Origin of the sequence: Ralstonia mannitolilytica (assembly GCF_000954135.1) — a bacterium.
Lineage (GTDB): Bacteria > Pseudomonadota > Gammaproteobacteria > Burkholderiales > Burkholderiaceae > Ralstonia > Ralstonia mannitolilytica.
Genome location: NZ_CP010799.1, coordinates 1,884,593 through 1,896,540, shown reverse-complemented (window position 1 = coordinate 1,896,540; position 11,948 = coordinate 1,884,593). Strand labels below are relative to the sequence as shown.

Genomic DNA, 11,948 nt, shown 5'->3' with positions numbered 1-11,948 from the left:
TCGGTCAGTGCCGCGGAAGCATCGGTCTGCCGAGCATGCGCGAGAGCACGGCCTCCGGCGAGTGCGTGCGGTCGGCAATCGCGGCCGGGTCCAGGTAGAACGTCTGCTCCACCATCGCGCGGCCGCGCATGGCCGCGTGCAGCGCCTGATCGCTGAAGACGACCCACGTGGCACCCGGCGCGAACTCGAAGGTCTGCTGCGGGGCGCTGCGCTGGTATTGCAGGTCGGCCTTGGCCAGATCGTGCAACTGGAGCATGCGATGGTCGTATTCCGAGCGCGGGCGCTTGGTGATGTGCAGCTTGTCCATCAGCCACGACTGGCCCGGCCACATCCCATGCGTCTTCGGCACGAAGCGCTGGGCAAAATCGGCAAACGGCTCGCCGATGCGCCATACGCGCGGCGCATCCGGGTCGACGTTGTGAAACACGCGCAAGAGCCGCTGGCCGTGCAGCGGGTTCGACGGAAAGGAATCGACATGCAGGCGCGTATCGTCCTTGCGCCAGCTCACGGGGCGGCCGGCAATCTGCGCCGGGCGCAGCGACGTGCCCGCCCGCTTCAGGTGCGGGCCGTAATCTGGAAACAGCGTGAGGACGAGGCGCTCCGCGGCATCGGCATAGCGGCGGATCAGCGCTGCGAGATCAGCCAGGTCTGCCGGTTCGCCCACCGCGCCGCGCACGGCGGTCTCGTTGGCGCGCAGGTTGATGTTCTTGGTTTTGCCGTCAGACCAGCGCGCGTCGAGAAAGCGCTGCTCGCGCGCATCGAGCGGAAAATCCAGATCGGGAAAATGCAGCACGTTGCCGCGCTCGAGCGCAGCGCGCATGGCAACGGCTTCATCGGCCGTGACATGGGGCGCCCATTCCCGCACCGGCCAGGGCACCACCATGTCGAGGCCGGCGGCTCGGCGGACGTTGCCTGGGCGGGATGGCGATGCTGTACCGACGCGTCCGTCGGCATCAAACCCTGCTGCGTGCTTCTCATGACCTGATCAATCGCTGATTGAAATAATCGCGAATGATAGAACGGCGGCCTGCTCAGCGCATCGTCAGCGAATGCAACGTCGTATGTCATACGGCCGTATTGGGCGGCCGGGGTTTAGGTCAACAGTAAAGCCGGAGCCGTTACAGGAAGTGCTTGACGACCTGTTCTTCCAGCCCGACAAACCGCACGAGCTGGCGCGAGCCGTCGGGAAACTGCTTGATGACGTGGCCGTCCGGCGTGTCGGTGTGGCGGAAGTAGATGGGGCGATCGACCGTCGCTGCGCGATGGGCCGGCAGGAAGCCTTGCAGCGATGATTCCACCGTCCACGGATCGTCCCGTTCTTCGGAAATCAGCATGTTGGTCGCCTGGAGGTTTCTTGCTTGGGAAAGGAAGCATAACGTTCGGCCACAATCGTGCAAAGTTCGTAATACTTAAATCTGGCTTCTTCGACCGATCGTTCGTTCGATTTACCGTTTGCGGCGGGGCGCGCCCGCGCACATTGTGGGGCGCGCCCGACAAAACCCATGCCATCATCAATGTTTCACAGTGTTCTGATCGCAGCCCGCGCCGGCGGGCTTGCCGCCCTCGATGCGTGACGCCTCCCGCTCCTGGTTTTCCGCCGTGCGTGTTCGCATGTTGCGCGCGTTCGAGCGCAAGCTCCGGCAAGCGTCGCGCATGTCGCGCAATGGACTGCGGTTCACGATCTTCCTGGCCGGCGCGATGGCCGTCGCGGTGTTTTCGCTCGTGTTTTCATGGCTGGCAGACACTGCGCTGGCGTGGCAACGCGCGTTGCACACGCACACAGCGTGGGTCGCGTGGGCCTTGCTGCCGCCGGGCCTGGCCGCGGTGCGTTGGCTGACGCTCCGGGTGGCGCCGCAGGCGCGCGGCAGCGGCATTCCGCAGGTCATCGCCACCCAGCACCTGCCGCCGTTTGGCCTGGCGCAGACCACGCTGGCGTCCTTTCCGCAGGCGCTCTGGAAGATCGCGCTGACAGCCGTGGCGCTGTTCCTCGGGGCCTCGGTGGGACGCGAGGGGCCGTCGGTGCAGGTCGGCGCGGCGGCCATGCTGGCGTGGGGCCATTGGTGGCAGCACCGCGCCGGCGTGCGTGTCGGCTTCCATGCCCAGGCGCTCCTGACGGCCGGTGCGGCCGGCGGCCTGGCGGCGGCGTTCAATACACCGCTGGCCGGGGTGGTCTTTGCCATCGAGGAGCTGGGCAAGGGCGCTGCGCTGCGGTGGGACCGGCTGGTGCTGGCCGGCGTGCTGGCCTCGGGCTTCCTGTCGCTGGCGGTGGTGGGCAACAACCCGTACTTCCGCGTGCACGAACCGATTCTTTTTCTGCGCGAGGCGTGGCCGTGGATCGTCATGGCGGCGCTCGTCTGCGGCGTGTTCGGCGGGCTGTTCGCCAAGCTCTTGCTGAGCGGCGTGGCGGGTGTGCTCCCTGTGGCCATCGGCCAGCGCGCGCAGCGTCATCCGGTCTGGACGGCGTTCGGATGCGGTGTGCTGATCGCCTGCATCGGCGCCGCCACCCACGGCGACACCTACGGCACCGGCTACGAGCAGGCGGCCGCGCTGCTCAACGGACAGCCGATCGAGACCCACTGGTTTGGCGTGGCCAAGCTCGCGGCGGCGGTCGTGTCGTACTTTGCGGGCATTCCAGGCGGCATCTTCACGCCGTCGCTGGCGATTGGTGCGGGCCTCGGCCAGCATCTGTGGCTGCTCACGGGCGGCCTGGCCGATGAACGGGTGCTCGCGCTGGTGTCGATGGCAGCCTTCCTGGCCGCCGCCACGCAGGCCCCCATCACCGCCAGCGTGATCGTCATGGAAATGACGCGCAGCCAGAACATGATGTTCCATTTGCTCGCCGCCACCCTGCTCGCTTCGTTCGTGGGCCGCCAGTTCTGTCCGCGACCGTTCTATCACGCGGCGTCGCGCGGTTTCCGGCGGGAAGCGCTGGCCGTCGAAGCCGCCTCCGAAAAGGCCGCCAAGGCCTAGCCCGGCTGGCCTTGGCGGCCCAAATTGCGTAGAATCGCCGCTCGCTCGGGCGGCCGTTGGCGTCACCCGGCATAGGTCACTCGCCGTAGCACAATGGATAGTGCACGCGCCTCCTAAGCGTGAGATACAGGTTCGATTCCTGTCGGCGGGACCACCGGATGCGGCAAAGCCAGGCAGCGTGCCTGGCTTTTTTGCTTGCTGGGTGCACAACGAACGACGAGGCCCGCCACCAGCGGGCGGGCCTATGGCTGCGGATGGCCCCGGGCCGTCTAGGTCAGCACCGGCAGAGCTTCGAGCACGAGCAGCCCGATCAGCACCCCGATGACCGTCAGCAGCACGCGGATCCCTACCCGCGCGCCTCGGATCACCAGTGGCGCAGACGCCAGTCCGATCACGCCCGCAACGCACACGGCGAGCAACAGATAAAGGTTGGAGAAGGCCATCGGGAATTCCATCATCCGCCCCTTTCCCGGCCGTGAGCGTGGCCGGTGTTTCGAGTATAGGACGCGACCCCGATCCGGCAAGCGGTGTCACGGCGGTTTGACGCACTGCAAAAAATCGTGCTATAGTTCGTGACTTGGCTGCTTACTGCCCATTGCGGTTGGCCGATGTGCTGGCTCAGGCCTGCGTCCATCGCCCATGACTCTGCCCCAAAAGCATGCGCAGCCGATTGCCATTGTGCTTGGCATCGTCTCCGATCTCCCGCGTGGATTTACATCACGCCGAAGGGACCGCCGCCCCACCTCGCTGATCCATGTGATCCACATTCAGCTTGAGGCCGGCCCACTCCCCCGCCTTGTCCGTTCTGCAGCCCGTCTGTCGAACCGGCCTTATTCGATTGGCGCCGACGCCCGTGATTAACCGGTCGCCGTATCCCCTTTCCGTCGTTCGCGTCAGTTGATGCGGCCGGCGCGGCAGCCTTACTTAAAAGCTATTCGACATGACGCAGCCTCAAGACGGCAGCGGCGCCATTGCGCACGCTGAAACCGCCACCACCACCGATCTCATCGCCAACGCCGCCACCCGTGCCAGCGCTTTTGCACAGCTGGGCCTGGACGAACGCATCGTCCGCGCGCTGGGCGAAGTGAACTACACCACGCCGACGCCGGTGCAGGCGCAAGCCATTCCGGCCTGCCTGCTGGGCCGCGACCTGCTGGTCACGAGCCAGACCGGTTCGGGCAAGACCGCAGCCTTCATGCTGCCGGCCATCCAGCGCATCAGCGAGCAGCCCGAGCCGCACCGTCCGCGCATGGACGGCCCGCCGCAGCGCATGAAGGGCCGTCGCCCCCGCCCGGCCCCAGCCAAGCCGTCGCTGCTGGTGCTCACGCCCACGCGTGAACTGGCCCTGCAGGTGACGACCGCCGCGTCGCAATACGGCCGCCACATGCGTCGGATCGTCTGTGCGAGCATCCTGGGCGGCATGCCCTATCCGAAGCAGCTCGACATGCTGGCACGCATGCCGGACATCATCATCGCCACGCCGGGCCGCCTGCTCGACCACATCGACTCGGGCCGCATCGACCTGTCGGCGCTGAACATGCTGGTGTTCGATGAAGCCGACCGCATGCTGGACATGGGCTTCGCCGACGACATCGAAGCCATCGTCGGCGCCACGCCGCAGTCGCGCCAGATGCTGATGTTCTCGGCCACCATGGACCGCCGCATCGAGCAGCTCGCCGAACGCATGATGCGCGACCCGCAGCGCATCGAGATCGCCGCCGCCAAGGTCGACCAGAGCCACATCGAAGAGCGTCTGCACTTTACCGACGACGTCTCGCACAAGGAGCGCCTGCTCGACCACCTGCTGCGCGATGCCACGCTCAAGCAGGCGATCGTGTTCACGGCCACCAAGCGCGATGCCGACTCGCTGGCCGAACGCCTGACCGAGACGGGCTTCTCCGCCGGCGCGCTGCATGGCGACATGCACCAGGGCGCCCGCAACCGCACGCTGACGGCGCTGCGCCGCGGCCAGCTGCGCGTGCTGGTAGCCACCGACGTGGCAGCACGCGGCATCGACGTGCCCGACATCACGCACGTGGTGAACTTCGACCTGCCCAAGCAGGCGGAAGACTACGTGCACCGCATCGGCCGTACGGGCCGCGCCGGCCGCAGCGGCATCGCCATCAACCTGGTGAACCACAACGACACGTTCCAATGGCGCCGCATCGAGCGCTTCGTGGACCGCCGCATCGACGCCAGCGTCATCGAAGGCCTCGAGCCGAAGCGCACGCCCAAGCCGCGCACCGGCGGCCCGCGTGCCGGCGGCGACCGTGGCGGCTATCGCGGTGGCAACGGCGGCGGCAACTGGCGCGGCCAGCGCGACGGCCATGCCGCGCGCCAAGGCAGCGGCGGCAGCAACGAAGGCCGCTTCCAGCGCAGCTTCGGTGGCGACCGCGATGGTTTCGCACCGCGTCGCGACGATCGCGGCGACCGCAACGGCGGCTACCAAGGCGGCCAGCGTGAATGGAACCGCGACGACCGCGCCCCGCGCCAGGCGTACGGCCAGCAAAACCGCGGCGACTGGCAACAGCGCCCGGCCCGCACGCAAGACGGCAACCGCGGCTACGGCAACGGTGGCGGTTATGGCAGCCGCGACGGCAACCGTGACGGCGCACCGCGTCGCTTCGGCGACAGCAACGGCAACCGCTTCGGCAACGACAACGGCAGCGGCGCCCCGCGTCGCGGCTACGGCAATCGCGATGGCAACCGTGACAGCTACGGCAGTAAGGGCCGCTCGCGCGACTTCGACCGTTGATCGGCTGAACACACCGCCGCCATGAAAAAACCCCACGTTCAAGAACGTGGGGTTTTTGCTTTCTGGGACGAGACCGATCTCCCTGCCGCGCGACCGCGCTCAGAGCGCACAGGTTCGGAAGCCGACAAAGATGTCGTCACGCTCGGGCAGCAGGAAGCCGCGGAAGCGCGGATGGCGTGCACGCTGCGGCGTATGCGCGGCGGCCCCGCGCACGGTCTGCATCGTCATGAAATGCGGCGCCGACAGGCTCGCCACGCGGCCGCGCGGCACGCCGGGCACGAAGTCCGGATACGGCTCGAATGGCGATGACGTCCATTCCCACACCTGGCCCCAATGGAAGCCGGCCCGGCCCTGCACCGCGGCCATCTCCCATTCGTCTTCGGTCGGCAGGCGGCGTCCGGCCCAGCGGCACCACGCCTGCGCTTCGTACAGGCTCACGTGGCGCACGGGTTCGTCGCGGTTGAGCGTGCGCGCCTGGCCGTAGCGCTGTACCTGCCACGCACGCGTGGCCGGTTCCCGCTGCCAGCCGAGAGGCGCGGAGCGCTCCTGCATCATCAGCCACTCCATGCCGGCTGGCGACCACCATTGCGGATGGTCATACCCGCCATCCTCGATGAACTCCAGATACTGGCCGTTGGTGACCGGCTGCGCGTCGATCTCGAACGCGGGCACATACGTCCGATAGGGCGGGCACTCGTTGTCGAAGAAGAAGCCGTCGGCATCCGGCCAGCCCATCTGGAATCGACCGCCGGGCAGCGACAGCATCTGCGCGGCCGGCACGGGAACGGCAGCCAGCGGCGGCTGCCCCGCCGGTTGCAGGCCAAGTATCTGCAGCAGGCCGTGCAGGTGCTCGGCGCGCAGGTCTTCATGGAAGACCGCCCACCGGAACGGCTCCAGCGCCGCATCATCGTCGGTGCCGAGCGTCGCGAGCTTGCGCAGCACGCGGTCGAGCACGTCATGTGCGTATTGCTTGACCGCGGCGATGCCGGGCAGCGTGAGTTCCCAGCAGGCGTCAGGCGGCATGCGGTCCATGTCGAAGAAGGTATCGGCGCCGTCCAGTGCGGCGGGCAGCGTGGCCTGCCAGCGCGCGAGATCCCACTCCGTACCGGCACCGTCTTCGATGGTGTCGCTGCCGCTGCGGCGCGGCTCGCGCAGGCACCAGAATTCGGCAAACCAGGCCAGTTGGCCCAGTGTCCAGAGCGGCGGCGCGTGGTGCGGCACGCGCTCGATCTGCCAGCCGCGCTGCGTATCGCCGAAGGCCGACAGCAGCGCAAGCGTGCGATTGCGTGCATCGACCAGGCTGTGCGCGATGCCCTGGCGTGGCAGGCGGCGGCCGTCGGTCCAGTCGGGAAGCGATCCAATGAAGGTCGGATCGGGAAGCATGAAGAATTCAGCCATCGCGGCACACCTCGGGCGGGAATCGATCCATTATCGCACCGCCCTCCGGGCTCGCGAGCCGCGCTAGCGGCTGATGCTCGCATGGCACACGGCAAAGTCGCTGGCGGCATCGGTCCATGCGTGCAGGTCGTCGAAGCCGGCATCCGCAAACAGCTTGCGCAGGCGGGGCAGATCGTATTTGACCGAATTCTCGGTATGGATGCGCTCGCCGGCGGCAAAGGCGCGCGTGTGCTTGCCCCACCGCACCGTCACATCGCGACGGGCTTCGAGGTGCATCTCGATCCGGTGCACGTCGTTGCGGTACAGCGCGAGATGGCGCCAATCCCGCACATCAAAGTCGGCACCGAGCAGCCGGTTCAGGTTGCGCAGGATGTTGAGGTTGAACGCGGCCGTCACGCCCAGCGGGTCGTCGTACGCGGCTTCCAGCCGGCGTGGATCCTTGATCAGGTCGATCCCGATCAACATGCTGTCCCCCGGCGATGAAGCCTCGCGCAGGCGACCGAGGAAGGCGCAGGCTTCGTCAGGCGTGAAGTTGCCCAGGCTCGATCCCGGATAGAACCACACGCGCCGGCCCGAACCCACGGCGTCGGGCAGGGCCAGCGGCGCGCACAGGTCTGCGCCGATACCCACCATCGGCAGATGCGGATGCTGACGCGCCAGCGCGCGCAGCGTGTCGCGCAGAAAATCCGCCGAGATGTCGATCGCCACATAGCGCGAGGGCGCCAGCGTGCGGAACAGGCGCGCGGCCTTCTCGCAATTGCCGGCGCCCAGGTCGACGAGCGTGGCGCCGCGCCCCACGCGCAAGGCGATCTCGGCGGCATGCAGGCTGAAGATCGCGGCTTCGGTGCGGGTCGGGTAGTACTCCGGCAGATCGGTGATCGCCTCGAACAGGCGCGAACCGAGCGCGTCGTAGAAGAACTTCGGGCTCACGCTGGCCGTGGGCGCGAGCAGGCCGGCTTCGGCCTCGGCACGCAGCGCAGCATCGTCTTCGGTAAAGAGTTGGTAGAACGTCAGGCCTGCGCCGACGGCGTCGACGGTGGCCGGCGGCTGGATCAGTCGGGCCAGCGCGCGGCGGGCATAGGCATCGGCGGACGGCTTGGTGGCCTGCATGGTGTCTCCCGTTGGAGTGGAACGGCACGGTGCTGCATGGTCTGAAAGCCGTAGGCAGCGAGAAATGTGCCATGGGCTCCGCACTGGTGACGCATCGACGAGTTTGCAGCGTAGACGCCGCTTTGTGACAGCGCCACCGTTCTTTCACCCGAGCCCCTGGCAATGCCGCATCCCGCCGAACGTAAAAATCACCTGCCTCGCTGAAAAAACCGCGCATGTGGCGATGCGACGCCATGGCTACGCTTGCGCACCGCAACATGGCAGGAGTGCGCTACAATGCGGGCTTCCTCAAAGGGGAGTAGCTCGGGGGTTCTTCAGCCCCAGGCACGATCGTCATGACGAAGCATGCGCTTCCGGTCGTGCCGGCATCGGCAGGTTGCCAGCCTGCCCGTGTCGAGCAAGACCTTTGCAACCGGATTCATGGTCTGCAAAGCGTCTCGCCCCAGCATTCCATGCGGTTCGGTCCACCGGTTTTTCACTGTTGTTTGACCTGGAGCCACCATGGAATGGTTGTCTGACATCTTCACCATGCAGTTTGCCGCGGCGCTGGCATCGATCATCGTGATCGACCTCGTGCTTGCAGGCGATAACGCCATCCTCATCGCGCTGGCCGCGCGCAACCTGCCGGCCGAGTTGCAGAAGAAGGCCATCCTCTGGGGCGCCGCCGGTGCCATCATCGTGCGGGCGCTGATGACGCTGGCGGTGGTGTGGCTGCTGAAGATCCCAGGCCTGATGCTGGTGGGCGGCCTCGCGCTGGTATGGATTGCGTGGAAGCTGCTCGCTGACGAAGGTCAGGGCGATGACGAACACGGCCCCGGCAGCACCACGCTGATGGGTGCCATGAAGACCATCATCATCGCCGACGCCGTGATGGGCATCGACAACGTGCTCGCCATTGCGGGCGCATCGCACGGCAGCTTCCTGCTGGTGGTGCTCGGCCTCCTGATCAGCGTGCCCGTGGTCGTGTGGGGCAGCGGCGTGGTACTGCGCCTGATCGAGCGCTTCCCGATCATTGTCTACGGTGGTGCGGCGGTGCTGGCCTATACCGCCGCGCACATGATCGTGGCGGAGCCCGTTCTCAAGCCGTTCTTTGCGGAACGGCGGCCGCTGATGTGGGCCGTGTACGCGCTGGTGTTCGCGATCGTGCTGGGCGGCGGCTGGCTCGTCCAGCGCCGCCGCCAGCAGGCCGCCTAAGCCTGGATCGGCTGGCCGGCGAGGACTCGCGCCAGCATGGCGCGGTCGATGTTGCCGCCGGTCAGCGGCAGGCCGATGCGCAACCCGGCCAACTGGTCCCGCTGCTGCCATGCGCCCGCCAGGGCCGCGGCGGCAGCGCCCTCGGCCACATTGTGCGTGGTGGAGAAGTACAGGCGGATGGCCTCGGCCACTGCATCGTCCGTCACGGAAACGACCGCGTCGACGCCGGCCCACATCACCTCCAGCGCCGGGGCGTCCGGCGTGCGGACGGCCAGCCCATCTGCGAGCACCGTCGACACTGGCGCCGAGACCGGGGCGCCACTCGCGAACGAATGCGCATAGCACTGTGCGTGCGCAGACACCACGCCCACGATGCGGGTCGACAACCCCAGCGCATCGCGCGCCCGCACCGCCGCGCAAATACCCGAGCCCATGCCGATCGGCACGTAGACGACGTCCAGCGGCACGGCCTCGAAGAACTCCAGCCAGTAGCTCGCCACACCCACGACCAGGTCTTCGTGATACGAAGGCACGTAGTGCAAGCCTCGCTCGGCCGCGAGTTGCGCAGCCACCTCGCGGCTGGCCTGGAAGTCCTCGCCCACCTCGATCAGCTCGGCACCCAGGCCGCGCATGGCGGCGTTCTTCTCGACGCTGTTGCCATGCGGCACGACGATGGTGGCGGCCAGGCCGCTTCGGCGTGCGGCCAGGGCGATCGACTGACCGTGATTGCCACGCGTTGCGGCAATCACACCGCGCAGCCTGGGCTCGCGGCTGCGCAAGGCGTGCAGATAGGTCAATCCGCCGCGCACCTTGAACGCACCCACCTCCGTATGGTTCTCGTGCTTGACCCACACGGCGGCTCCCAAGGCTTGCGACAACAGAGGCCAGCCATATTGGGGCGTCGGCGGAATCACCGCGTGGACGACACGTGCGGCGGCGCGCAGGCGACGCAGTTCAGCGGCACGGTCGAGCGAGGGGGCGGGGTTCACGGGCGACATGGCAATCTCCGGCAGACAGTTGGCAGCGATGAGCGCATCTTCCCAGGCGATTCTGCCCCGCAACATCGACAATTCCGCGGTTTGTCAGTCCAACTGTTCCGCCCCGCCAGCCGGGCCAGTTTGCGGACACCGCCAGTACAGTCGGGCCGTGGCCGCCCACGTTACAATGCGGCTCAACCGATTTCCGACGCCCTGCTCCACGAATGCAGCCCTATCTCGATCTGATGCGCCATGTCTACGAACATGGCACCGACAAAGCCGACCGCACCGGCACCGGTACGCGCTCCGTGTTCGGCTACCAGATGCGCTTCAACCTGCAGGACGGCTTCCCGCTGGTGACCACCAAGAAGGTCCACATCAAGTCCATCGTCTATGAACTGCTATGGTTCCTCCAGGGCGCGACCAATGTGCGCTGGCTGCAGGACAACGGCGTGACGATCTGGGACGAGTGGGCCGATGCCGACGGCGAGCTGGGCCCCATCTATGGCTATCAGTGGCGCTCGTGGCCGACGCCCACCGGCGAGCACATCGACCAGATCGCCGAGCTGATCGCGCAGATCAAGCGCAATCCGGATTCGCGCCGATTGATCGTCTCGGCCTGGAACGTGGCCGACATTCCGCGCATGAAGTTGCCGCCCTGCCATGCGTTCTTCCAGTTCTACGTGGCCGACGGCAAGCTGTCGTGCCAGCTGTACCAGCGCAGCGCCGACATCTTCCTCGGCGTGCCGTTCAATATCGCCAGCTATGCGCTGCTCACGCACATGATCGCGCAGCAGACCGACCTGGACGTAGGCGACTTCGTCTGGACCGGCGGCGACTGCCACCTCTACAACAACCACTTCGAACAGGTCGAAACGCAGCTCGCGCGCGAGCCGCTGCCGCTGCCCAAGCTGCACATCAAACGCAGGCCCGAGAGCATCTTCGATTACCGGTACGAAGACTTCGAGATCGTCGGCTACCAGAGCCATCCGGCCATCAAGGCGCCTGTGGCGGTGTAACGGCATGACGATCCTCACGCTCATCGTCGCCCGCGCCCGCAATGGCGTCATCGGCCGCGACAACGCCCTTCCCTGGCGCCTGCCCGAAGACCTCGCGCATTTCAAACGCACCACCATGGGCGCGCCCATCGTGATGGGCCGCAAGACGTACGAGTCGATCGGCCGACCGCTCCCGGGCCGCCGCAACATCGTCGTCACGCGCAATGCCAAGCTGGAGTTGCCGGGCTGCGAGATCGCATATTCGATGGAAGACGCGCAGCGCCTGTGCGTGGGCGCCGAGCAGATCTTCCTCATCGGCGGCGCGCAGCTGTATGCGGATGCCCTGCCGAGCGCCGATCGCCTGATCGTGACCGAGATCGACGCCGACTTCGAAGGCGATGCGTACTTTCCGGCGCCCGATCCCAAGGTGTGGCGCGAAGTCGCGCGCGAGACGCACCACGCCACACCGCCCAACGATTTCGACTACGCCTTCGTGACATACGAACGGCCTCCCTCGGACGAGCAATAAGCCAGTAGCGGCCACAA

Annotated in this window: 10 protein-coding genes, 1 tRNA gene and 1 pseudogene; 6 read left to right on the top strand and 6 right to left on the bottom strand. The window is 67.0% G+C overall.

What is annotated here, in order from left to right:
* Positions 1-4: 4 nt before the first annotated feature.
* Complete coding sequence (locus tag TK49_RS09050; protein ID WP_045786378.1) at positions 5-883, bottom strand: Kdo hydroxylase KdoO; 879 nt, start codon at positions 881-883, stop codon at positions 5-7.
* Positions 884-1,118: 235 nt separating this feature from the next.
* Entirely contained in the window at positions 1,119-1,334 is a 216-nt protein-coding gene (locus TK49_RS09045; protein ID WP_045786377.1) for a hypothetical protein, read from the bottom strand.
* Between the two features lie 223 nt (positions 1,335-1,557).
* On the opposite strand from TK49_RS09045, the pseudogene TK49_RS09040 reads away from it, so the two are divergent.
* Both TK49_RS09040 and TK49_RS09035 read left to right on the top strand, forming a co-directional pair.
* Positions 1,558-2,970 (top strand): annotated as a pseudogene (locus tag TK49_RS09040) (chloride channel protein); the annotation flags it as partial.
* 79 nt (positions 2,971-3,049) lie between these two features.
* Positions 3,050-3,124 (top strand) — tRNA-Arg (locus tag TK49_RS09035).
* 115 nt (positions 3,125-3,239) lie between these two features.
* On the opposite strand, the gene TK49_RS09030 is transcribed toward TK49_RS09035, so the two are convergent.
* Positions 3,240-3,428, bottom strand: a complete 189-nt coding sequence (locus tag TK49_RS09030) for a hypothetical protein (protein ID WP_045786375.1) — start codon at positions 3,426-3,428, stop codon at positions 3,240-3,242.
* Positions 3,429-3,910: 482 nt separating this feature from the next.
* Here TK49_RS09030 and TK49_RS09025 point away from each other — a divergent pair, with 482 nt between their 5' ends.
* Positions 3,911-5,725 carry a DEAD/DEAH box helicase gene (locus tag TK49_RS09025; RefSeq protein WP_045786374.1) on the top strand — a complete coding sequence of 605 codons (1,815 nt, stop codon included), beginning with the start codon at positions 3,911-3,913 and terminating at the stop codon, positions 5,723-5,725.
* A gap of 99 nt (positions 5,726-5,824) precedes the next feature.
* Here the strand turns inward: TK49_RS09025 and TK49_RS09020 are convergent, their stop codons facing one another.
* The gene (locus tag TK49_RS09020; protein ID WP_045786373.1) at positions 5,825-7,123 is read right to left on the bottom strand and encodes an ergothioneine biosynthesis protein EgtB; all 1,299 of its coding nucleotides are present in this window, start codon (positions 7,121-7,123) and stop codon (positions 5,825-5,827) included.
* Between the two features lie 63 nt (positions 7,124-7,186).
* Complete coding sequence (egtD, locus tag TK49_RS09015) at positions 7,187-8,233, bottom strand: L-histidine N(alpha)-methyltransferase (RefSeq protein ID WP_045786372.1); 1,047 nt, start codon at positions 8,231-8,233, stop codon at positions 7,187-7,189.
* A gap of 501 nt (positions 8,234-8,734) precedes the next feature.
* Between egtD and TK49_RS09010 the strand changes: the two genes are divergently transcribed.
* Positions 8,735-9,427 (top strand): TerC family protein, encoded by a 693-nt coding sequence (locus tag TK49_RS09010; protein ID WP_045786371.1) that lies wholly within the window; start codon positions 8,735-8,737, stop codon positions 9,425-9,427.
* Here the strand turns inward: TK49_RS09010 and TK49_RS09005 are convergent.
* Complete coding sequence (locus tag TK49_RS09005) at positions 9,424-10,425, bottom strand: threonine dehydratase (RefSeq protein ID WP_045787825.1); 1,002 nt, start codon at positions 10,423-10,425, stop codon at positions 9,424-9,426. The genes TK49_RS09010 and TK49_RS09005 overlap by 4 nt on opposite strands.
* A gap of 203 nt (positions 10,426-10,628) precedes the next feature.
* Here TK49_RS09005 and TK49_RS09000 point away from each other — a divergent pair, with 203 nt between their 5' ends.
* The gene (locus TK49_RS09000; RefSeq protein ID WP_045786370.1) at positions 10,629-11,423 is read left to right on the top strand and encodes a thymidylate synthase; all 795 of its coding nucleotides are present in this window, start codon (positions 10,629-10,631) and stop codon (positions 11,421-11,423) included.
* A gap of 4 nt (positions 11,424-11,427) precedes the next feature.
* On the top strand, positions 11,428-11,931 hold the full coding sequence (locus TK49_RS08995; protein WP_045786369.1) for a dihydrofolate reductase: 504 nt from the start codon (positions 11,428-11,430) through the stop codon (positions 11,929-11,931).
* Positions 11,932-11,948: the final 17 nt, after the last annotated feature.

What these genes read in the sequence shown, in the direction of transcription:
- TK49_RS09050 (WP_045786378.1), bottom strand. Translation starts at nt 883, where the DNA reads ATGGTGGTGCCCTGGCCGGTGCGGGAATGGGCGCCCCATGTCACGGCC.
- TK49_RS09045 (WP_045786377.1), bottom strand. Translation starts at nt 1,334, where the DNA reads ATGCTGATTTCCGAAGAACGGGACGATCCGTGGACGGTGGAATCATCG.
- TK49_RS09030 (WP_045786375.1), bottom strand. Translation starts at nt 3,428, where the DNA reads ATGATGGAATTCCCGATGGCCTTCTCCAACCTTTATCTGTTGCTCGCC.
- TK49_RS09025 (WP_045786374.1), top strand. Translation starts at nt 3,911, where the DNA reads ATGACGCAGCCTCAAGACGGCAGCGGCGCCATTGCGCACGCTGAAACC.
- TK49_RS09020 (WP_045786373.1), bottom strand. Translation starts at nt 7,123, where the DNA reads ATGGCTGAATTCTTCATGCTTCCCGATCCGACCTTCATTGGATCGCTT.
- egtD (WP_045786372.1), bottom strand. Translation starts at nt 8,233, where the DNA reads ATGCAGGCCACCAAGCCGTCCGCCGATGCCTATGCCCGCCGCGCGCTG.
- TK49_RS09010 (WP_045786371.1), top strand. Translation starts at nt 8,735, where the DNA reads ATGGAATGGTTGTCTGACATCTTCACCATGCAGTTTGCCGCGGCGCTG.
- TK49_RS09005 (WP_045787825.1), bottom strand. Translation starts at nt 10,425, where the DNA reads ATGTCGCCCGTGAACCCCGCCCCCTCGCTCGACCGTGCCGCTGAACTG.
- TK49_RS09000 (WP_045786370.1), top strand. Translation starts at nt 10,629, where the DNA reads ATGCAGCCCTATCTCGATCTGATGCGCCATGTCTACGAACATGGCACC.
- TK49_RS08995 (WP_045786369.1), top strand. Translation starts at nt 11,428, where the DNA reads ATGACGATCCTCACGCTCATCGTCGCCCGCGCCCGCAATGGCGTCATC.